Origin of the sequence: Senegalia massiliensis (assembly GCF_009911265.1) — a bacterium.
Taxonomy (GTDB): domain Bacteria; phylum Bacillota; class Clostridia; order Tissierellales; family SIT17; genus Anaeromonas; species Anaeromonas massiliensis_A.
Window position 1 is genome coordinate 42,961 of the sequence record NZ_QXXA01000006.1, and the last position, 23,915, is coordinate 66,875.

Genomic DNA, 23,915 nt, shown 5'->3' on the forward strand with positions numbered 1-23,915 from the left:
ACCTACTCTCGTAGATTATGATTCATGTGGCTCTCCTCCTTCTCCGGCCAATATTTAGTTCTTATTTATATTCTATTTTATGCTATATCTATATAAAATATGACTATTCTACTTCTTCCCATTTTTCACTTCTTTTGATAGCTTTTTTCCAACCTTTATAATAGTTTTCTTTTACTCCATCATCCATATGAGGCTTAAATTCCTTGTCACATTTCCATTTTTCAGCGATTTCTTCTTTGTTTTGCCAGAATCCTACTGCTAGACCTGCTAAGTATGCAGCTCCTAAGGCTGTAGTTTCTGTAATCTCAGGTCTCTCTACTGGAACTGATAATATATCAGATTGGAATTGCATCAAGAAATTATTTGCTACTGCCCCTCCATCTACTTTTAATTTTTGTAGATTTATTCCAGAATCTACTTGCATAGCATCTAAAACATCTCTAGTCTGATAAGCTATAGATTCTAATGAAGCTCTGATTATATGATTTTTATTTGTACCTCTAGTAAGTCCTACTATTGTACCTCTAGCATACATATCCCAATATGGTGCTCCTAAACCAACAAAGGCAGGAACTACATATACTCCACCAGAATCCTCTACTTTAGATGCAAAATATTCACTATCCGCTGCATCAGATATAAGTTTCAATTCATCTCTTAACCACTGAACTACTGCACCACCAATGAATATACTTCCTTCAAGAGCATACTCAACCTTACCATCTACTCCCCAAGCTATTGTTGTAAGTAATCCATTATCTGATAATACCATATCACTACCAGTGTTCATTAGCATGAAACATCCAGTACCATAGGTGTTTTTAGCCATTCCCTTTTCATAACATGCCTGACCAAATAACGCTGCTTGTTGATCACCAGCTATACCTGATATTGGTATTTCAGCTCCACCAAAGGTTTGTGTATCTGTATGCCCATATACTTCACTTGATTCTCTTACTTCAGGAAGCATTGATTTAGGAATATCTAATTCATCAAGTAATTTATCATCCCACTTTAAACCTTTTATATCATAAATCATTGTTCTTGACGCATTACTATAATCAGTTACATGGACTTTTCCACGTGTTAAATTCCATATTAGCCAAGTATCAATATTTCCAAATAATAAATCTCCTTTTTCCGCCTTTTCTCTAGCCCCTTTAACATTATCTAATATCCATTTTATTTTTGTACCAGAAAAATATGCATCCACTACAAGTCCTGTAGTATTTTTTATATAATCAGTTAATCCTTTTTCTTTTAAACTATCACATATATTTGCTGTTCTCCTACACTGCCAAACTATAGCATTATAAATAGGTTTGCCAGTATTTTTATCCCAAACAACAGTTGTTTCTCTTTGATTTGTAATCCCTATAGCAGCAACTTCCTCTGGTCTCACTCCTGCTGTCTCTAAAACTTCTCTAGCTACTCCAGATTGTGTACCCCAAATTTCCATAGGATCATGCTCAACCCAACCTGATTTAGGATATATTTGAGTGAACTCCTTTTGAGCTGTCTTTACTATTTTTCCTTCATGATCAAATAAAATAGCTCTAGAACTAGTTGTACCTTGATCAAAAGCTAAGATGTATTTTTTATCCATTTACTATTCCCCCTCTTAATTTATTATGCATTAGTTTCATTACATCCACATATTTAAAAAGAATTTATATATAAATGCTCCCAATACTCCACCTATAATAGGTGCTGCTACAGGTACCCAACCATAGCCCCAGTCTGAATCTCTTTTATCTTTTATAGGCAATAAAGCATGAGCAATTCTTGGTCCTAAATCTCTAGCAGGGTTTATAGCATATCCAGTTGGTCCACCTAAACTTAGTCCTATTGACCATACTAGAAAACCTACTAATAATGCACCTAGTGCGCCAGTATTGTTGTTTCCATGACCTATACCTAGAATACCTATTAATAACATAGCTGTACCTATTATTTCTGTTATTATGTTCCATTTTATATTTCTGATCTCTGGTGCTGTTGCAAATACTCCTAATTTACCATTTTTATCATCAGTAGCATCAAAATGATTTTTATAAGTTAAATATACCAAAACCGCTCCACAAAAAGCACCTATAACTTGTGCTAATATGAACCCTGGAACTAAATCCCATGAGAAATCACCTATTGCAGCCAGTGCAACTGTAACAGCTGGATTTATATGTGCTCCACTTATCCATCCAGTTACATAAACAGCCATAGCTACAGCTAAACCCCAACCAGTAGCTATAACTATCCAACCACTATTCTCTCCCTTGCTTTTTTTCAACACAACATTTGCTACTACACCATCACCTAGTAATATAAGAATTAAAGTCCCTAAAAATTCTGCTAAATACATAGCCATATTTGACATAATTACCCCTCCCACAATATAGTACTAAATTTTACCACTCTAAATAACCCACCTCCATTCTTTATATTCACAATATCGTAATTGTTATACCAATACAGCAATCATTATTTTAAATTTTATTTTTTAAAATTAATTATCAATTTTTTGAATAATTATCTATATTAAATAAACCAATAAATCTAATGATACAAGCTGTATTAATAATATATATGTATATTTAAATATAAATATTCTAAATTTTTATGTAACCCCTATAGTCAAAAATGAATATATTATTATTAGCCTTAGCTAACTTGATATTTTCTTTGGAGGGATAATAATGAATGATAAATATATAAATTTAAATAAATTGCCTATTGGAGCTATGGGAAGAGTTAAGGAAGTCACTTCAAGTGGAAACACAAGAAGAAGAATGTTAGATTTAGGACTTATAAATAATACAATAGTTAAATCACTTAGAAAAAGTCCTTTAGGAGATCCTATAGCATATGAAATTCGAGGAGCTGTAATTGCTTTAAGAAGTGAAGAATCTACTCATATATATGTAGAAAAAATAGATAATTAAAAGGAGGATAATAGAGTGAATATAAATAAAGAAACATTTAATATAAAATCAAAGTCAGATGATGATATTGTAATAGCTTTAGCCGGTAATCCTAATACAGGAAAAAGTACAGTATTTAATAATTTAACTGGACTTAAACAGCATACAGGGAATTGGCCTGGTAAAACAGTTACCAATGCTCAAGGTAAATATAAATATAAAAATGATAATTATATTTTAGTTGATTTACCTGGAACATACTCATTACTATCTAATTCTCAAGATGAAAAAGTAGCTAGAGATTTTATATGCTTTGGTAATCCTCATGCAACTGTAGTTGTAACAGATGCTACATCTTTAGAAAGAAATCTTAACTTAGTACTTCAAATTTTAGAGATGACAAAAAAAGTAGTAGTATGTGTAAATTTGATGGATGAAGCAAATAGAAAGAATATAAAGATAAATATAAAAGAGCTATCTAACATACTAGGAATTCCTGTAATTGCAACCTCTGCAAGAGAGGGAGAAGGCCTAGATAAATTACAAGAAGCCATACGAAAAGTCTCTAAGGAACAAGTAAATACTAAGCCAATACAAGTACAATATGATGATGAAATAAAAACAGTTTTACAAGATATAAAAATTCAAGTAAAACCTTTATTAAAAGATAAACTCAACTTAGAATGGACTTGTCTACGTCTACTAGAAGATGATAATGATTTACTTAAATCTATTAACGAATATATAAATATAGATTTATCTGAGAATAACGAATTAAATAAAAAAATACAAAATTCTAAATCTAAAATTCCTAATATTAAAGATAAAATTGTTTCTTCAATTGTTAATCAATCAGAAGATATTTCTAATAGAGTAGTAAAAAAGCCAAAAAAAAATTATAATGAATTTGATTATAAAATAGACAATATACTAACTTCTAAAATATTTGGAATTCCTATAATGATTGCTTTATTAGGTGTGATTTTTTGGATTACTATACAAGGCGCTAATTATCCTTCTCAAATGCTGGCAAATGGCCTATTCTGGATTGAAGGAAAGTTAACTTTATTTTTTAGCTTTCTAGGTACTCCTCAATGGATACATGATATTTCAGTTTTAGGTATATATAGAACTCTTGCCTGGGTTATTTCTGTCATGTTACCTCCTATGGCAATATTTTTTCCCCTTTTTACTTTACTAGAGGATTTAGGTTATCTACCAAGGGTTGCATTTAATCTGGATTATTATTTTAAAAGAGCATGTGCACATGGAAAGCAAGCTCTTACAATGTGTATGGGATTTGGATGTAATGCTGCAGGAATTATAGCCTGTAGAATAATAGATTCTCCTAGAGAAAAACTCATAGCAATAATTACAAATAACTTTGTTCCATGTAATGGCAGATTTCCTACACTAATAGCTCTTGCTACTATCTTTATTGCCAGTGGAACTGGAGCCTTTAGTTCTGTACTTGCAACTCTTTCAGTATTATCTGCTATAATACTTGGAGTATTCATTACGTTAATAATATCTAAAATACTATCTAATACAATATTAAAAGGTCTTCCATCTTCATTTACTTTGGAACTTCCTCCTTATAGAAAGCCACAAGTAGGAAAAGTAATTGTTCGTTCTATTTTTGATCGTACATTATTTGTTCTTGGTCGCGCAATAGCTATTGCTGCTCCTGCTGGTTTAGTTATTTGGATAATGGCAAATATAACTATAGACGGTAGTAGTGTTCTAACTCATTCTGCTATGTTTTTAGACCCATTTGCAAGATTACTTGGAATGGATGGTTATATTATGATGGCTTTTATATTAGGACTTCCAGCTAATGAAATAGTTTTACCAATATTAATAATGAGCTATTTATCCAAAGGAGCTATGCTTGAATTAGATAGCTTAAGTGAAATGAGAAATTTATTTATAAATAACGGTTGGACGTGGTTGACTGCAGTATGTACTATGTTATTTTCACTAAATCATTGGCCATGTGGAACTACTCTTTGGACTATTAAAAAAGAAACAGGTAGTCTAAAGTGGACTGTTATTTCATTTCTAATTCCAACTATTACAGGTATTATAGTTACATTCATAGTAGCTCAAACCGCTAGATTATTAGGTTTAGTATAAAAAAGTCCGTTCTTAAGAACGGATTTTTTTATTATAAATACCAAATTTCTTCTTTGCTTGTAGATATCCCAATAGCACCTGACTTTAAACTATTAATAACATCTGTTTTATCTAATATTAGCCCACCTGTAATTATAGGTATATTAGTTTTCTCATGAATTATTTTAGTTACTTTAGGCATTACTCCTGGAAGTATTTCTACAGCATTTGGTCTTATTGATTTTATAGCTTTTATTCCTGTATCTAATGATAGTGAATCTATTAAAAATAATCTTTGAATAGCAAATAATCCAATATTTTTAGCATATTTAACCAAATTACTTTTCGTAGTTATTATACCATCAGGTTTTATATTATTATTTATATAATCAATAGCCACAGTATCTCTAGAAAAGCCTTCTATCAAATCAATATGAATATATACTTCCATATTATTTTTCTTTATTTCTTCTACCATTGAGCTAAGATTAAATATATTACCCGTAAGTAAAAATATTATATTTGAAGGTGATTGTATTGCCTTTTTCAAATTTTCAGCATCATTAACTGCCGCAATTACTGGATTATTATTGATATTATCAAAAAATAAAGAACTCAACTCTTCACCACCTTAATATATATTTTATATAATTATACCATATTTTCCCCAAATATAATCACAAAAAAAGATACATCTTAAGATGTATCTTTTTATCTTTATTCACTTGCCAAATTGTCAAAATACCCTTGTATAAACACTACCGGTGTTCCTTTATCACCACTACCACTTATAAGATCACATAAACTTCCTAATAAATCTGTAATTTGGCGAGGAGTTGTTCCTAAAGACGCATTATTTGCTGTCAAATCTGATTCTTTTTCAGTAATTTTATTTTTCATAGCATTCATAACTTCATCTTTAGATATTTCTCCTAATTCTGTGTCTACTATATATTTTAATTTCAATTCATTTGGAGTACCTTCTAATCCTTTTGTATATGCAGGAGATACTACAGGATCAGCTAATTCCCAAATTTTACCGACTGGATCTTTAAATGCACCATCACCATAAATCATAACTTCAATATTTTTGTTTGTTTTTTCTTTTAATTTTTTTTGTATTTCATCTACATAATATTGACTATTTCTTGGAAATAGTTTAACTTTTGTCTCTGAAGATAGATTAGAGCCAAGAAGACCATATTCAGGATTATAACCGCTTCCATTAATAGATTCAGCTAATATATCGTCTAAAGAATATACAATATTAGCCCCTTCTTTTTTAAGCAATTTTTTTAATCTTTTTCTATCATGAATGTTTGCAATCAATACATCTTTTGTAAACTTTAATATTGTTCGTGGATCATTAGAAAAATGTATTTCTATATTATTATTTGCTGCCTCTCTATATAAATCTATATAATCTATTCCTGTAAAAGGATGAACTACTTTTTCTCCAAATTTTTCTCTATATTCTTTTTCTGATAATGTATCTGTGAAAGGGTTGATGCCTAAATCATCCATTTTATCTACGTCCATTAAGTGATTTCCTACTTCATCTGATGGATAACTTAAAAGCAAATGTATTTTTCTATTACTTTTTGCTATACCTTTAAGCAGAATGGAAAATCTATTTCTACTTAATATAGGAAATATCAATCCAATTTCATTCGGAAACTTATCAGCTACGTCTTTTCCAATATCATCAATATTTACATAATTACCTTGAGCTCTTGCAACAAGTGATTCTGTTATTCCTACGACATCTCTATCTCTAAATTCTATATTCTCTGATTCTGCTGCAGTTATTACAGAATCTACTACAATATTAACAATGTCGTCCCCTTCTTTTACAATAGGTGTTCTTATACCTCTAGCAGTAGTACCTATAGTTCTCATAAATTTTTACCTCCAATATAGATTTAATCACAGACTCAATTATACCATACATTAATTTAATTTTCTATAAAAATGTTAGGAAATTACAAAATAATTTTATTCCATAATATATAATTAAAATTCCACAAACTACATTTATTATTCTTATTATTTTCATTTTAAAATTTCTTATGAAAATACAAACAACTATTATAGACCCAGTAAATCACGCTATTTATACTAATGCAAATCCTCCAAATAAACACTCCATTTTATCTACCTATTTTTATTATTATACTATAATAACAAAAGTCCCCCATATTATAATATGAGAGACTTTTAGATTATATTTTTTCTTTTGGTGTATAGTACGTATGGAGAAGTTCATGTGCCTTTTCTCCATAAGGTTCACCTAAAAATTCTTTATACAATTTCAAAACTTCTTGATTTTCATGTGATTTTCTTTTTTTCTTATTCCTATCTTCGCTATAAATAGCTTTCTGTCTTTTCTTTATAATTTCCATGTCACCATGATGATAAGGTTGGCCTCCACCACCTATACAACCACCAGGACAAGCCATTATTTCTATAGCATCATATTTAGACTCTCCTTTTTGGATAGATTCAAGCATTGCTCTTGCATTGCCTAAACCATGAGCTATACCTATTTTCAAACTTTTATCTCCAATTTGAACTTCTGCCTCTCTAATTCCATCCATACCTCTTAAAGCTTCAAATTCTACATTCTCTAACTCTTCTCCAGTAAGCCATTCATATGCCGTTCTTGTTGCAGCTTCTATAACTCCTCCTGTAGTTCCAAATATCACAGAAGCACCAGTACTTTCACCTAATAATTTATCAAATTCTTCATCTTTTAAATTTTTAAAGTCTACTCCAGCTTCTTTTAACATCTGTGAATATTCTCTTGTTGTGATTACTAAATCTACATTGTCATTATCACCTTTTGTAAGTTCTGGTCTTTTTGCCTCAGCTTTTTTTGCAACACATGGCATTACTGAAACCACTACAATATCCTTTGGATCTATACCTATCTTTTGCGCATAATATGTTTTAGCAATTGCTCCAAACATTATGTGAGGAGATTTACAAGTTGAAGGTATATCTAATAAATCTGGAAACTGATGTTCAAAGAATTTTACCCATGCAGGACAACAACTTGTAAGCATTGGTAAAGTACCATCATGCTGTAATCTATGTGCAAGTTCTGATGCTTCTTCCATTATTGTAAGATCAGCACCAAAGTCTGTATCATATACTCCATCAAATCCAAGTCTTCTAAGTGATGCTGCCAGCTTCCCAGTAACAAGACTTCCAGGCTCCATGTCAAACATCTCACCTATTGCAACTCTTATGGCTGGAGCTACTTGAACAATTACATGCTTTTTAGGATCGTTTAATACTCTCCAAACTTTATCTGTATGGTTAAGTTCAGTTAATGCAGCTGTAGGACACACTGCTACACATTGTCCACAATAAGTGCATGATGTATCTTTCATTGGTAGATTAAAGGCAGGTCCTACAAAAGCATCAAAGCCTCTATCTATACCTGATAATATATTACATGTCTGAACTTCATTACACATAGTTTCACATCTTCTACACATTATACATTTATTTGGATCTTTTACAATTGCATCACTAGACTTATCTGTTTCATAATCTATTTTTTCTCCTTGCCACGGAATATCTCTTATTCCAAGCTCTTTAGCTAAGGATTGAAGATCACAATCTAAATTTTTTGGACAAGTAAAACAATCATTAGGATGATTAGAAAGTAAAAGTTCTACACTCATTCTTCTTCCCATAATTGCACGTAATGTATCACTTTTTATTTTCATTCCATCATACACTTTTGTAGAACAAGCTGGCATTAAATTAGGTCTACCTTCTACTTCTACCATACATACTCTACAAGATGCTCCTTCATTTACTGCTCCAAATTTACCTAAATCTAAATGACATAATGTAGGTATATGAACACTTACTTTTTTAGCAGCTTCTAATATTGTAGTACCTTCTTCAACTTGTAATTCATGTTCATTTATTTTAATATTAAGCATATTATCACTCCTTTATGGCTTTTTAATTGCTTCAAATTTACATGCATTGTAACAAGCTCCACATTTTATACACTTTTGTTGGTCTATTATGTGTACCTTTTTTACTTCTCCACCAATACAATTAACTGGACAAACTCTAGCACATGCTGTACATCCTACACAATTCTCACGTATTATTTCATATTTACTAAGAGCCTTACATTCACCAGTTTCACAATATTTTTCTTCTACATGCTGCTTATATTCATTTTCAAAAAAATCCATAGTACTTAAAACTGGATTAGGAGCTGTTTGACCTAAACCACAAAGTGCTGTATCTTTTATAGTGTTTGATAATTGATATAAATTTTCTAAGTCTATATTTTCTGCTTTTCCATCTGTTATATTTTCTAATATTTCATGCATTCTTTTTGTACCTACTCTACAAGGAGTACATTTACCACAGGACTCTTCCTGAGTAAATTCAAGATAAAATTTAGCTATATTTACCATACAATTATCTTCATCCATTACAATCATTCCACCAGATCCCATCATAGATCCAATTGCTTTTAAGGATTCATAATCTATAGGAGTGTCTAAATCTTTTTCAGTAATAACTCCTCCAGATGGACCTCCAGTTTGGACTGCTTTAAATTCTTTCCCATCTATTATGCCTCCACCAATATCATATATTATTTCTCTTAAAGTTGTTCCCATAGGTACTTCTACAAGTCCTACATTATTAACTTTACCAGCTAATGCAAATACTTTTGTACCTTTACTTTTTTCTGTTCCTATAGAATTAAACCAATCTGCTCCATTTAAAAGTATAGGTGGAACATTAGCAAATGTTTCTACATTATTTACACTAGTTGGCTTTTCCTTATATCCAGATTGTGATGGAAATGGAGGTTTTCTAGTTGGCTCTCCTCTTTTACCTTCTACTGAATGAATAAGTGCTGTTTCTTCTCCACATACAAATGCTCCAGCACCAATTTTTATATCTATATCAAAACAAAAATCAGAATCAAAAATATTTTTTCCTAAAAACCCATATTCACGAGCTTGAGTTATTGCATGATTTAACCTTGATATTGCTAAAGGATATTCTGCTCTAATATATACAAACCCTTTACTTGCCCCTGTAATATATCCTCCTATTGTCATAGCTTCTATTATACTATGAGGATCTCCTTCTAATATACTTCTATCCATAAATGCACCTGGATCTCCTTCATCAGCATTACATATAATGTACTTATCATCTGAGTTTTCTTTTTTAGTCATTTCCCACTTTACTCCTGTAGGAAATCCTCCACCACCGCGACCTCTTAATCCACTTTGTTTTATTATATCTAATAATTCTTCTCTATCAGTTTTTATAGCATTTCCTAAGGCTTCATATCCTCTAAAAGCTATATATTCCTCTATAACTTCTGGGTTTATAATTCCACAATTTCTTAAAGCTATTCTATATTGTTTCTTATAGAATGGCATATCGTGATGTTTATCCATTTTAGTGTTTGTTCTAGGTTCTTCATATAAAAGTTTTTCTACTCTATTGCCATTTATAATATGCTCATTTACTATAGCTTCTGCATCATCAGGAGAAACCTTAACATAAAAAACATCTTCAGGATAAATTTTAACTATAGGACCTTGTCCACAAAAACCAAAGCATCCAGTTTTTGCAACTTGTACTTTATCATCATATCCCTTTTCCTTTAGCACTGAATTTAGTCTGTCTATAATTTCATCACTTTCTGAAGATATACATCCAGTACCAGCACAAACCATAATATTGCTTTTATAATTACCTGATATTTCTTGCATATTTACATCATTATCATTTTCACGTCTTAACTCTACTTTAATTTTTGAATCTTTAGATAATTTTTTTAATTGTTCCAATGATTTTACTTGCAATATTATACCCCCTTAAATATATTCATTTAATATATTTTTTATATCATCTTCTTTTACTTTTCCATATACCTTCTCATTTACTGTTATAACTGGTGCAAGTCCACATGCACCAATACATCTAACTCCTTTTAAAGTAAACTTATTATCTTTAGTTGTTTCGCCACTTTTAATATTTAATTCGGATTCTAATCTGTTCATTAATTTTTCTGAACCTTTTACGTAACAAGCTGTACCCATGCAAACACTAATAGTATGTTCTCCCTTAGGCTCTGTAGAAAAATATGAGTAAAAACTTACTACTCCAAATACTTCTGATGCAGGAATATCTAGTTTTCTTGCTATAAACAATTGTACTTCACTAGGTAAATATCCAAAAATAGACTGTGCTTTATGAAGTACTTGTATTAAAGATTCTTTTGGTGCTTCTAAATTATCAATAAATAATTCTAATTCTTGATACTTTACTTCTGGTAACTTTCTTACATTTTCCACCTTAACACCACCTTAAATAAAAGTATAATTTAATTATTAATCTAAGAAAAGATTTAATGATAAAATATTAACATTCTATATATGTTAATATTTTACCATAAAGTTCTCTTTATACCTAGTTCTTTTTATAAAAAAACAATTAAATCTATTCTATAGATTTAATTGTTTTATAAACTCATATAATTATTTTAATAATAAGCCAGGTAATATACTTAATATATATATGCTATTAATAATCACAAAATTCTTCACTGCAAAAATAAATGTATTCTTTTTTGTTTGCTCTTTAAAAAACACATCTATATTTTTCTTTATAGGTATTAAAGTAAATAATACTAATATAGTTGTAATAGGTAATATTTTAAATATTATAGATAATATAATATTTATATAAGCAATATAATATAAATATTTAAACAATTTAAGTGATTTTTCTTTACCTATATATATAGGTAAAGTATATCTTTTATTTTCTATATCGTCTTCTATATCACAAATATTATTTGCAAGCATTATATTAGAAATACCTACAATAGCAGGTAGTGATATTAAAAATATAATTATTACCTCTAAAAAATCAAACTTAACAATTAATTGTGATAAATTAATATTCATATCTATTAATCCTTTATTATATCTATGAATATATATAGATACGAAAGGTATTATAAATCCCATAAAAAATCCTGAAAATATTTCACCAAGAGGCATCCTAGAAATTGGTACAGGACCAAATGAATATAATATTCCAACACCAAAAGATATAATTCCTAGAATTAAAAGTATATAATTTGTATTAATAAATAATATTAACCCCATTGCTACAGCCACAAGTACCAAAATAAATATGGTAAAAACTACTGTACCTTCTTTAAGATTAAAATTTGCTATAGCATTATGAACTTCATATCCAAAACCATGTTTTTTTATAGCTTTTTTATAATCAATATAATTATTTATAGCAGTAGTAGCCATATCAAATGCAATTAGAGAAATGTACATAAACAAAAAATTCTTAACATTAAAATCATCATATCTATATAATGTATATACTGTTCCTAATATAAATGGAATGATACTAGCAACTTTCGTTTGTATTTCTACTAATTTTAAAAAACTTTTTACTCCCATATAAAAACTCCTTTAATCACTTTATCGATAATATTATAACATATAAACCTTCATATGATTAACACTTTTAAAAATATGGTAAGTAATATATATGAGATCTATTAAATTTAATAAGTAGGTGATCTGTTTGACAAAAAATAAAAATGCTCTTGTAGTAGAAGGTGGGGCTATGAGAGGAATATTTGCAGCAGGAGTATTAGATGCATTTTTAAAAGAAAAATTTAATCCCTTTGATATATGTATTGGTGTATCAGCTGGTGCTACCACATTGTCGGGATACCTTTCAAATATGTATGGTAGAAATATGAATATATATACAAAATATTCTACTCGTGCAGAATTTATAAACATTAAAAGGTTTCTTCAAGGTGGAGATCTATTAGACTTAGATTGGTTGTGGGATATCTCATTAAGAGAAATTGAACTTGATATAGATAAAATAATAGAATACAAGGGTAAATATCTTGTAGGAGTTACAAATATAAATACAGGAAATATAGAGTATATTGAACCTAATAAAAATAATATAAGTAGGGTAGTAAAAGCTTCTAGTGCTATACCTGTAGTATATAGAAGTCCTATTGAAATCAATGGACAAAAATATGCTGATGGTGGTATTTCAGATCCAATACCAGTAAAAGAAGCATATAAAAGAAATGCTAAAAATATTATAGTAATACGTTCAAGACCTAAAGATTATAGAATGACAGTCAGTAAATCTTATTATATAAGTAAATTAATATTGAGAGATTATCCTAATCTAATATATGCTTTAGGAAATAGAGCTAAAAAATATAATGAATCAATAGATTTTATAAGAAGACCACCAAATAATATAAATATATTAGAAATTAATCCTCCTCTAGACTTTAAAACCACAAGATTTACTACAGATTTAAATATATTAAACAATGATTATAAAATAGGTTTGAAAAAAGGTAAACAAGCTATTAATCAGTGGTATAATTCATGTGAAAAATTTAGCTAATTTAATTTTAAAAGTTGTTAAATTTAATATATAATATTTTTTATTTAATATATTGTTATTTGACTCAAATTATTATATAATTTTAGAACAAATAAAAAATAATTTCGAGGTGAAAAATGAAAAATATTAATTTAAACTTTATTGATAATTTAAACGATATCTTACCATTTAAAGATGCTATTTGGAATCTTTTATTATTATGTGATAAAGATTTTTATCCCACATTATCTGAAAGGGAAAACAATCCTAATGGACCTTATAAATATTTTAAAAGCTTATTCATAGATGAAGCTAAATTTTTACTAGCATTTGATAATAAAAAGCTAGTTGGTTTTTCTATTTTTTATCATAATTATTATGAAGATATAATATCACAATATACACCATGTAATTATATAAAAATTGCATGTGTACACCCTGACTATAGAGGTCAAAAAATCGCTTCAAAATTTAATAAATTTATAGAAAGTGAATTACCATTTGAACTTTCATTACCTTTTATAGTAAGAAGAACTTGGTCATCCAATTTCCCACAAATGAGTCTCCTTCAAAATTATGGATATACTCTTTTTCATAAATTTGAAAATGACCGCGGTGATGGGATCAATACTGTCTATTTCTCAAAATTTATAGAACCTATAGAAAGAATAAGTTAACCCTGACATATGTCAGGGTTATATTTAATTCATATTTCCCATTATACCTAAAATACTCTGGTCCATATTATACATTCCCTCATTACTTAATATTCCTAAATTCTTTATTGTTTTTTCAGCAGAATCCTCGATTATTCCATTTCTATCAAATGTAATATTTTCATTTATTGCAAGAAGTGCTGACTGTACTGCTACTGAAGCAGAAGTAGATACTTTTAATGCACAACTTGGTTTTGCACCATCACAAATCATACCACTTATATTAGCTATCATGTTTTTTATAGCTCCATCAATTTGTTTATGACTTCCACCCATAAGCCATGTTATAGCTGCACTTGCTCCAGTACCAGCTGCTACTGCACAGCCACATAATGCTGACAACCTTCCTATATATGATTTTATATAACAATTTATCACATGACTTATAGCTAATGCTTTAACTAATTTATCATTAGTTTGAGGATATTTTTGATTAAATGCTACTATAGGAAGTATTGCTGTTAGACCATTATTTCCACTTCCATTTGAACTCATCACTGGCAAATTAACTCCACTCATCCTTGCATCAGCACCTGCAGCTGTAATCATCATTGAATTATTTAATAAATCATTTGAAAGTACATTTTTATCAATTAATTTTTTTGTTCTATAGCCTACTCCTATTCCAACCTTTTTTTCTAAACCTTTCTGAGCCATCTTTTTATTCATATTCATACCATCTAATAAAAATAATAGATCTTCTTTGTCTATTTCCTCTATTGTTTTTACAATGTCCTGTATTTTTTTATTAATTAAAAATGATATTTCTGTATTATCTTTATTTTCATCATTACTCTCTTTACTAACTATTACATTATTATTCTTTTCAATATATACTATATTATTATGCCTGTTTTCTATTATCAAATGTACATTATTATTTTTTCCTTCTATATTAACTTCTATATATATTTTTTTATCTGTATCTTTGATATCTAATTTAAAGGGAATCTCTTTTAAAATTTTATGTGCTTTTAATACAATATTTTCATCTACATCTTCTAATAATTCAAGACCTTTATTAGAATTACCTATAGATATTCCAAGTGCAGCAGAAATACTAAGTCCTACTTCTTCAGTATTGGGTATACCTACACCAAGGCCATTTTTATATATGTTTGGACTTACAAGAACTTGTATTTTTCTTATGGATTCATCCTCTAATACTTGTTTTGATTTGGCACATGCAAATGCTACAGCCACAGGTTCAGTACATCCCATTGCAGGAACGACTTCATTTTTTAGTATATTTATAATTATATTTTTTAATCTCACCTAATCACCCTATCATTTCATTTACTGTATTATATTTGCAAATTTTATGCCAATAGCTATTTCATCATATTTAGGTCAACTCTGTATCATTATGATATTTGAAGTATTAAAAAACAGGTATCAATTTAAGACATTCTCTCAAATTGATACCTGTTTAAATATTATATAATTTTATTTTTCTATATATTGTTGCTCTACCAATACCTAAAGCTCTTGCAGATTTTTCTATACCTTTATTATCCCTACCATATCTATCTAAAGCTTTTTTTATTTCTATTTTTTCTAACTCTTTTATAGTCATTATAGGAGAAGTGCTCTCTTTTATATTTTCATATTCTTGTTCTCTTATATTCCTTGGTAAATCTCCTATATTTATTATATCTGTAACACACATATTAACAGCATATTCTATTACATTCTCAAGTTCACGAATATTTCCAGGCCAATGATATTGTCTAAATAAATCAATTACATTATTACTCACTTTATTTATATTTCTATTTAATCTTTTATTGAATTTCTCAAGAAAATTATCTACTAATATATTTATATCATCTAATCTTTCTCTCAAAGGCGGAATTTTTAAAGGAATTACATTTAATCTATAATATAAGTCCTCCCTAAACTCCTTGTACTTAACTTTTTGTTCCAACAATTTATTTGTAGCAGCTATAACTCTTACATCTACTGGAATTACACTATTCCCTCCTACTCTCTCAATTACACTTTCTTGTAATACACGAAGTAATTTTGTTTGTAAATGTAATGGCATGTCACCTATTTCATCTAAAAATATAGTTCCTTTATGTGCAAGTTCAAATTTACCTAATTTCCCACTCTTTTTAGCTCCTGTAAAAGCACCTTCTTCATATCCAAAAAGTTCAGTTTCTATTAAATTTTCAGGAATAGCAGTACAATTTATTGCAATAAATGGCTTATCTACTCTTTCAGATTCAAAATGTATGCTTCTTGCAAAAAGTTCTTTCCCTGTGCCACTTTCACCAGTTATTAATACAGTAGAATTGCTTTTAGATATTTTTTTTGCATATCTTTTTACATCTTTGATATTTATGCTTTCACCAATAATGTCACTAAAAAATGTCATTTGAGTAGGACTTGATAAATCATTTACTACTTTTAATATTTCTTTCATCTTGTTAAATGTAAATATATAACCTGTTACCTCATTATCTATAATTATAGGTTTCACACTGTAAAATGCTCTATAATTTTTATTTTTATATTTATATATAAATTCTTTATTTGATATAGGTGACTTTTCATTTGAAAATTTATTTTTTATTATTTCTTTTATATTATTTATTTTATTTAATTCAAACATTTCATTTGCTATTATATTATATCTTTTTATTTCTCCATTTTGTCCAGTTGAAATTACTCCTGTATTCATAGAATTTAATAGTATTTCTAATTCACTAGCCATAAGAGTAATTTCTTCTTTTTTTCTATTTTCATCTAATTTAGATGCTATTAAATCTGCCATATGATTTAAAAACTCTAACAAATTCATTTTATTACTTGTTATTATTTCTTTTTGTTCCTTGTTAAATGCTATAAGCCCTATAATCCCAATTGTATTTCTATTTATTTTAATAGGACAACATACTTGAGCCCATTCTCTACACACACCTTTATGAGTACAATTCTTACAGGCTTCATGTTCTCTAGGATTTTCTATTATAAAGCTTTCATTTTGCTTAAGTGCATAAGCAAAAAGACAATTATCGTTTAGCTTTTCACCTATATTATCTAAATATTTTCCAGTTCCAGCAATTCTATTTAATTTTTCATCAACTATTGTAACATCTACATTGATTACACTTGCTGTAGCATTAGTTATATTTGTAAGAGTATCAGATATCTTATATAAATCATTTTGACTATACATTTTATCAAATCCTTAAAATATTTTTAAAGCTTTTTATCATCTATTTTTTCTAACCATTCTTTTATAGGTTTTGAAATTTCAGATATAGTTCCCTCATTAAATGGATTTTTAAGTCCTGCGGTTTCTACTAATTGTAAGAAAGATTTACTTCCTCCCATTTCACATAATTTTATATAGCTTTCTAAAGCTTTTTCTTTATTATCTCTATATTTAACCCAGTATTGAAATGCACAAACTTGAGCTAAAGTATAATCTATATAATAAAAAGGATCTGTAAAAATATGACCTTGTCTAAACCAAAATCCTCCTCTTTCTAAGAAATCATTATCTTCATAATTTAAGTTAGGAAGATATTCCTTTTCTAAATCTCTCCATTTTCTTTTTCTATCAACCTTTGATGCTTCTGGATTTTCAAATACAAAGTGCTGGAATTCATCTACTAATGCTCCGTAAGGTAAAAATAAAACTGTTCCACTTAAATGAGAAAATTTATATTTCAAAGTATCTTCTTTAAAAAATAAGTCCATCCATGGCCATGCTAAAAATTCCATACTCATAGAGTGAATCTCACATGCGTCAAGAGTTGGAAAGTTATACTCAGGCAGTTCAAAATCTCTACTACTATACATTTGAAAAGCATGACCTGCTTCATGAGTTAGAACGTCTACATCATCTGAAGTGCCATTAAAATTTGAGAATATAAATGGTGATTTATAATCATCTATAAATGTACAATATCCACCACCAGCTTTACCTTTTTTAGCTTCTAAATCCATAAGGTTTTTTTGATTCATAAACTTAAAAAATTCACCTGTTTCAATAGACAATTCATTATACATCTTTTCTGCATTTTCTATCATCCAATTTTTATCACCTTTAGGTGTAGCATTTCCAGACAAAAATTCTAAAGGTTCATCGTAATATTTAAGAACATCAATCCCTAATCTTTCTGCTTGCCTTTTTCTTAAAGAATTTGCAATAGGAACTATTTCTTCTTTAATTTGATCTCTATATTGTTTTACCATATCTTTATTATAATCACTTCTTTTATGTCTATCATATGCAAGTTCTATAAAATTATTATATCCTAATTTTTTTGCTATTTTCTGTCTCACTTTTACCATTTCATCATAAATATTATCAAATTCTTCTTCGTTTTCAAAAAAGAAACTATTATAAGCAACTTGTGCTTTTTTTCTTATATTTCTATCTTTTGATTGTAGAAATGGACCCATTTCAGATAAATTTCTTTCTTCTCCTTCAAAATTTATTTTTGCAGAACCACGTAATTTAGTATATCTACTTACTAATTTATTTTCTTTTTTTAAGTCTTCTATTATATCTTCTGAGAAAGTTTTAATTTTAAGTTCTGCAATCTTAAATATCTGCTCTCCCCATTGGTCTTCTAATTCATTTTTAAATTGTGAATTAAGAAGTGCTTTATAATATTTTGAAACAAATCCAGTATAAACAGGTGAATTTTCATCCATAAATTCTTTCTCTTTTTCATAATATTCATCATTTAAATTTATTGTATGACGAATTAAAACTAAGTTTTCCATAGTTTCAAAGTTTTTTCTTAAATTATTTATATTTTTCATCATTTCATTTTGAATATCTACAGATTCTGCTTTTTTAAATTTTTCTAAATAATCTATAAATTTCTTTTCTAATTTTTTAATATTTGGTCTTATATATTCATATTCATTAAATTTTTTCAAAAATATTCACTCCTTTTATCTTCTACTTATATCATATCACTATTTATTGCTTTTTTTCTACTATAATATAAATATATCTGGGTAATAATAAGTTGAATATATAGAAAGAAGGGATATAAATGAATGATGCAAAATTTAAAGCATTTTTTGTAGAACAAGATGGAGAAAACTTTAAAAGAAGTATAATCTCAAAGCAAATAAGTGATTTGCCAGAAGGTGATATTACTATAAATGTAAAATATTCTTCTTTAAATTACAAAGATGCATTGTCATCAATAGGAAATAAAGGAGTAACTAGAAATTATCCTCATACTCCTGGAATCGATGCAGCTGGAATTGTAGTAGAGAGTAATGATAATAATATAAAAGAGGGAGATAAAGTATTAGTTACAGGATATGATTTAGGTATGAATACTGATGGTGGATTTGAAGAATATATTCGTGTTCCTAGTAAATGGGTAGTTAAACTCCCCGAAAATTTATCATTAAAAGAAAGTATGATATATGGTACAGCAGGTTTTACTGCTGCTATATCTGTATATAAACTTATGAAATTAGGAAGAGTAAAACCTGAGGATGGAGAAATATTAGTAACTGGTGCTACTGGTGGAGTTGGTAGTACTGCTATAAAGATATTATCTAAATTAGGATATGATGTAATAGGTGCTACAGGAAAAAAAGAAGAAAAAAATATGATAGTTAATATGGGAGCAAAAGACATCATAAATAGACATGAATTTGAAGATGAAAGTGGGAAACCTATTTTAAAATCTAGATGGGCTGGAGTAATTGATACCACTGGAGGAAATATCCTTTCAACTGCAATAAAAACTACAAATTATGGTGGTAGTGTAACTACATGTGGAAATGTGGCTGGTCATAAATTTGATGCATCTGTTTATCCATTTATATTAAGAGGTGTATCACTTCTTGGTGTTGACTCAGTAAATGTAGATAATGAACTTAGAAATATATTATGGAGCTTACTTTCAAATGACTGGAAGATAGATACTCTACATGATAATATAAATGAAATTGGACTTAGCAACTTAAATGATGAAATCCATAAAATGTTAAATGGATCTCATAAAGGAAGAACTATTGTAAATTTAGAAATATAAAAAATAATGACATCATATTAATATGATGTCATTATTTTTTATATTAACTTTTATCTTTTATGGCTATAGTAACAGTAACTGCTATGCCACCCCATAATACAATTGCTCCAAATAAGAAAAATGCTATAGAAGTCCCTGTCATTAAATTGCCTCCTCTTCATCTTCAATATTTTTTTCTAATACTCCTTTATGCCATTTTGTACTCTTAGCTATAAAGGCTGCTATAATTATAAATCCTATAATTCCCCATCCTAATATCATAAGAGCATTAGTTGGGTATCCTTCATAAGGATTCTTTATTTCATTAATTATCTTTGTAATAAGCATTACACCTAGTATTGCCGGTGTTACAAACTTAATCATTACTTCCCACCATTTACCTATACTATAAATAGATACTGAGTTAGTATGTTTTCTGATCTTATCTGCACCAATTATCCAACCTAATATTATAGCTTCAAGTAAGCCTACAGTTACTAAACTAAATGAATTAATAAATGCATCAACTATGTCTAGTACAAATACTCCAGCACCTGTTGCATATATTACACATACTAAATATCCTACTATGGAAGTTATAGTAATTACTTTTTTTCTACTTGCTCCAGACTTATCTATTACTGCACTAGAAAATGCCTCTAATAAGGAAATACTTGATGTAAGTCCTGCAAATACTAGTGCTAAGAAGAATAATACTCCAAATACTGTACCAACTGGCCCCATTAAACTAAATACTTTTGGGAAAGCTACAAAAGCAAGACCAATTCCTTGTGTTGCAACATCTTCAATTGGTATCCCTTGGCTAGTTGCCATAAATCCTAATATTCCAAATACTCCAATAGCTGATAAAAATTCAAATCCACTATTTGAAAATGCAGTTATAAATGCACTATTATTTATATCTGACTTTTTAGGTAAATAAGATGAATATGTTACGAGTATTCCCATAGCTAAACTAAGTGAGAAAAATACTTGACCATATGCATCTATCCATACATTTAAATCTTTTACCTTTGACCAATCAGGTGTAAATAGTTTATTTAATCCTAAAGATGCTCCAGGTAGTGTAACTCCTCTAATAACTATAATAATCATAATTCCAAGTAATGTAGGTATGAGTACTTTATTTAATCTTTCTATTCCTCCAGAAACACCATTATATGATACAAACCAATTTATAGCCCAAATAACTGTAATACCTATGAATATTGGCCATCTCATTCCTGATATATCAAATGGTCCAGATGAAGCTTGTAAAAATTCACCAAAGAAAAATGCATTAGTATCAGAACCCCAAGTTTGACCAAATGAAAAGAATAAATAATTAATTGCCCAACTTAATATTGCAGTATAATATGAAAGTATTATAAAAGAAGTAACACTAGGCCACCATCCAAGCCACTCAAATTTTTTATTACCTCTAGCAAATGATAATGGAGCAGACCCTCTAAACTTATGTCCAAATCCATATTCTAATATAACTAAAGGAATACCCGCTGTAAATAAAGCTATAAAATAAGGTACTAAAAATGCACCTCCTCCATTGGTATATAAGAGATAAGGGTATCTCCAAATATTCCCTAAACCAACTGCTGAACCTATAACTGCTAAAATAAAACCTAATTTTGAACCCCATTGTCCTCTGTCATTGTTTTCCAAAAAATATCAACTCCTTACTTAAAAATTGTTGTGTAAAGCCCCTATCCCCCTTTCTGTATATTCAGAATATTTTGTATCATTAGTTTAACATATGACAATTATATACGATTTATTTCAATTTAGCAATACTTTAAATTATATTTTTTACTTTTTATTAATAATTAAAATCACCTATATAATATAGGTGATTTTAATCGTTATATTTAAGGTTTTATAAGACATTTTTTAGAAAAACCAATTAAATCTTCTCTATTTTCTTTCAAAAGAGCTTCTTTTACAAGCTTATAATTTCTACGGTCACTATATTGAATTAATGCTCTCTGTATAGCTTTTTCATGTGGTGATTTTGCCACATATACTTTTTTCATAGTTCTAGGATCAAGACCTGTGTAATACATACAAGTAGAAAGAGTAGAAGGGGTTGGATAAAAATCCTGTACTTGTTCTGGTCTGTGTCCTATCTTATTTAAATATTCTGCAAGGGATATAGCATCTTTTAAAGTTGAACCTGGATGAGAACTCATAAGATATGGAACTACAAATTGTTCTTTTCCTATCTTTTTATTTATATTTTCAAACTTATTTATGAATTTTTCATAAACTTCTTTTTTAGGCTTTCCCATTTTTTCTAATACATTCTCTGAAATGTGTTCTGGTGCAACTTTTAATTGACCACTTATGTGATGCTTACATAATTCCTTAAAAAAGGTATCATTCTTATCATGTATAAGATAATCATACCTAATTCCTGAACGAATAAATACTTTTTTTACATTAGGAATATTTCTAAGTTTTCTTAAAAGATGTAAATAGTCCTTATGATCTATTTCAAGCTGAGTACAAGGACTAGGAAATAAACATTGTTTTTCTTTACATACTCCATATTTTTCTTGCTTTTTACAAGCTCTTTTCCTAAAATTAGCAGTAGGTCCTCCTACATCGTGAATATATCCTTTGAAGTTTTCATCTTCAACTATTTTTTCTGCTTCATCTAATATAGACTTATGACTTCTTGATTTAACTACCCTTCCTTGATGAAAAGCTAAGGCACAGAAATTACAGTTTCCAAAACAGCCTCTATTACTTATAATACTAAATTTAACCTCATTTATTGCAGGTATTCCACCCTGTTTTTCATATATAGGATGATAATTTCTAGTATAAGGAAGATTATATATATCATCTAAATCCATATTTTCTATAGGTCCTTGAGGTGGATTTTGTACAATATAGTAATTACCTTCATAGGGTTCTACTAGTGGTTTGCCTTGTATACTATCCATATTTTTATATTGAATCATAAAACTTTCTGCATATTTTTTCTTATTATTAGTTATTTCACTATATGAAGGCAAGAAAATAGGTTCATAAGCCCTATCCTTATCTTTTGTCTTATATACTGTACCTTTTATATATGTTATTTCTTCTATAGGTATACCACTTTCCAAGGATTCAGCTATCTCTACTATTTGCTTTTCTCCCATTCCATATACTATTAAGTCTGCTCTTGAATCTATTAGTATACTCCTTCTAACACTATTATCCCAATAATCATAGTGAGCAAATCTCCTAAGACTTGCCTCTATTCCTCCAAGTATAATAGGCACATCCTTATATGCTTCTTTAATTTTATTACTATACACTATAGAAGCTCTATCAGGCCTATAACCTGAATTGCCTCCAGGTGAATATAAGTCATTTCTTCTTTTCTTTTTTGCTACTGTATAATGGTTTACCATAGAATCAATATTTCCACTTGTTACAAGAAATGCTAATCTAGGCTTCCCTAATTTTTTGAAGTCTTTTAAACTTTTCCAATTAGGTTGAGATATTATTCCAACTTTATATCCATATCTTTCTAATACTCTTCCAATTATTGTAGTTCCAAATGATGGGTGATCTACATATGCATCTCCTGATACAATTATAAAGTCTAATATATCCCATCCTCTATCTTTCATATCCTTTTGTGATATTGGTAAAAATTCCATTTATATTCATCCTTTGTATTATAATATAGTTAT

18 protein-coding genes and 1 pseudogene are annotated in these 23,915 nt (G+C 28.7%); 5 read left to right on the top strand and 14 right to left on the bottom strand.

The window, feature by feature from the left end; genetic code table 11:
* Positions 1–103: 103 nt before the first annotated feature.
* The gene (gene glpK, locus D3Z33_RS06045) at positions 104–1,606 is read right to left on the bottom strand and encodes a glycerol kinase GlpK (protein WP_160196887.1); all 1,503 of its coding nucleotides are present in this window, start codon (positions 1,604–1,606) and stop codon (positions 104–106) included.
* A 39-nt stretch (positions 1,607–1,645) separates the two neighbouring features.
* Positions 1,646–2,365 (bottom strand): MIP/aquaporin family protein, encoded by a 720-nt coding sequence (locus tag D3Z33_RS06050; RefSeq protein WP_201750458.1) that lies wholly within the window; start codon positions 2,363–2,365, stop codon positions 1,646–1,648.
* Positions 2,366–2,693: 328 nt separating this feature from the next.
* Here D3Z33_RS06050 and D3Z33_RS06055 point away from each other — a divergent pair, with 328 nt between their 5' ends.
* Entirely contained in the window at positions 2,694–2,939 is a 246-nt protein-coding gene (locus tag D3Z33_RS06055; protein WP_160196889.1) for a FeoA family protein, read from the top strand.
* Positions 2,940–2,954: 15 nt separating this feature from the next.
* Positions 2,955–5,054, top strand: a complete 2,100-nt coding sequence (gene feoB / locus D3Z33_RS06060; RefSeq protein WP_160196890.1) for a ferrous iron transport protein B — start codon at positions 2,955–2,957, stop codon at positions 5,052–5,054.
* Between the two features lie 31 nt (positions 5,055–5,085).
* Here the strand turns inward: feoB and D3Z33_RS06065 are convergent, their stop codons facing one another.
* The 6 genes from D3Z33_RS06065 to menA all read right to left on the bottom strand — a co-directional run bounded on the left by D3Z33_RS06065 (position 5,086) and on the right by menA (position 12,523).
* On the bottom strand, positions 5,086–5,652 hold the full coding sequence (locus D3Z33_RS06065; RefSeq protein ID WP_160196891.1) for a glycerol-3-phosphate responsive antiterminator: 567 nt from the start codon (positions 5,650–5,652) through the stop codon (positions 5,086–5,088).
* A 98-nt stretch (positions 5,653–5,750) separates the two neighbouring features.
* On the bottom strand, positions 5,751–6,932 hold the full coding sequence (locus D3Z33_RS06070; RefSeq protein WP_160196892.1) for a coenzyme F420-0:L-glutamate ligase: 1,182 nt from the start codon (positions 6,930–6,932) through the stop codon (positions 5,751–5,753).
* 323 nt (positions 6,933–7,255) lie between these two features.
* Positions 7,256–8,992: an NADH-dependent [FeFe] hydrogenase, group A6 gene (locus D3Z33_RS06075; RefSeq protein ID WP_160196893.1), complete on the bottom strand. Its 1,737-nt coding sequence runs from the start codon at positions 8,990–8,992 to the stop codon at positions 7,256–7,258.
* A gap of 12 nt (positions 8,993–9,004) precedes the next feature.
* Positions 9,005–10,903: an NADH-ubiquinone oxidoreductase-F iron-sulfur binding region domain-containing protein gene (locus D3Z33_RS06080; protein WP_431768830.1), complete on the bottom strand. Its 1,899-nt coding sequence runs from the start codon at positions 10,901–10,903 to the stop codon at positions 9,005–9,007.
* Between the two features lie 9 nt (positions 10,904–10,912).
* On the bottom strand, positions 10,913–11,392 hold the full coding sequence (nuoE, locus tag D3Z33_RS06085) for an NADH-quinone oxidoreductase subunit NuoE (RefSeq protein WP_160196894.1): 480 nt from the start codon (positions 11,390–11,392) through the stop codon (positions 10,913–10,915).
* 183 nt (positions 11,393–11,575) lie between these two features.
* The gene (gene menA / locus D3Z33_RS06090) at positions 11,576–12,523 is read right to left on the bottom strand and encodes a 1,4-dihydroxy-2-naphthoate polyprenyltransferase (protein ID WP_160196895.1); all 948 of its coding nucleotides are present in this window, start codon (positions 12,521–12,523) and stop codon (positions 11,576–11,578) included.
* 127 nt (positions 12,524–12,650) lie between these two features.
* Here menA and D3Z33_RS06095 point away from each other — a divergent pair, with 127 nt between their 5' ends.
* Both D3Z33_RS06095 and D3Z33_RS06100 read left to right on the top strand, forming a co-directional pair.
* A complete protein-coding gene (locus D3Z33_RS06095; RefSeq protein ID WP_201750449.1) occupies positions 12,651–13,511 on the top strand; it encodes a patatin-like phospholipase family protein in 861 nt (286 codons plus the stop codon).
* 116 nt (positions 13,512–13,627) lie between these two features.
* Complete coding sequence (locus D3Z33_RS06100) at positions 13,628–14,167, top strand: GNAT family N-acetyltransferase (RefSeq protein ID WP_160196896.1); 540 nt, start codon at positions 13,628–13,630, stop codon at positions 14,165–14,167.
* A gap of 24 nt (positions 14,168–14,191) precedes the next feature.
* Here the strand turns inward: D3Z33_RS06100 and D3Z33_RS06105 are convergent, their stop codons facing one another.
* The 3 genes from D3Z33_RS06105 to D3Z33_RS06115 all read right to left on the bottom strand — a co-directional run bounded on the left by D3Z33_RS06105 (position 14,192) and on the right by D3Z33_RS06115 (position 19,111).
* Positions 14,192–15,481 carry an L-serine ammonia-lyase, iron-sulfur-dependent, subunit alpha gene (locus tag D3Z33_RS06105; RefSeq protein WP_160196897.1) on the bottom strand — a complete coding sequence of 430 codons (1,290 nt, stop codon included), beginning with the start codon at positions 15,479–15,481 and terminating at the stop codon, positions 14,192–14,194.
* Between the two features lie 154 nt (positions 15,482–15,635).
* Entirely contained in the window at positions 15,636–17,390 is a 1,755-nt protein-coding gene (locus D3Z33_RS06110) for a sigma-54-dependent Fis family transcriptional regulator (protein WP_160196898.1), read from the bottom strand.
* A gap of 23 nt (positions 17,391–17,413) precedes the next feature.
* Positions 17,414–19,111, bottom strand: coding sequence for a M3 family oligoendopeptidase (locus D3Z33_RS06115; RefSeq protein ID WP_160196899.1), 1,698 nt, complete (start codon positions 19,109–19,111; stop codon positions 17,414–17,416).
* A 119-nt stretch (positions 19,112–19,230) separates the two neighbouring features.
* On the opposite strand from D3Z33_RS06115, the gene D3Z33_RS06120 reads away from it, so the two are divergent.
* On the top strand, positions 19,231–20,232 hold the full coding sequence (locus tag D3Z33_RS06120; RefSeq protein WP_160196900.1) for a YhdH/YhfP family quinone oxidoreductase: 1,002 nt from the start codon (positions 19,231–19,233) through the stop codon (positions 20,230–20,232).
* A gap of 43 nt (positions 20,233–20,275) precedes the next feature.
* On the opposite strand, the gene D3Z33_RS06125 is transcribed toward D3Z33_RS06120, so the two are convergent.
* The 3 genes and pseudogenes from D3Z33_RS06125 to D3Z33_RS06135 form a co-directional block, all read right to left on the bottom strand.
* On the bottom strand, positions 20,276–20,374 hold the full coding sequence (locus D3Z33_RS06125) for a MetS family NSS transporter small subunit (protein ID WP_130805283.1): 99 nt from the start codon (positions 20,372–20,374) through the stop codon (positions 20,276–20,278).
* On the bottom strand, positions 20,374–21,891 hold the full coding sequence (locus tag D3Z33_RS06130; RefSeq protein ID WP_160196901.1) for a sodium-dependent transporter: 1,518 nt from the start codon (positions 21,889–21,891) through the stop codon (positions 20,374–20,376). Before D3Z33_RS06130 ends, D3Z33_RS06125 begins: the two co-directional genes overlap by 1 nt.
* Positions 21,892–22,103: 212 nt before the next feature.
* Positions 22,104–23,882, bottom strand: a pseudogene (locus tag D3Z33_RS06135) (YgiQ family radical SAM protein); the annotation flags it as partial.
* Between the last annotated feature and the right edge of the window lie 33 nt (positions 23,883–23,915).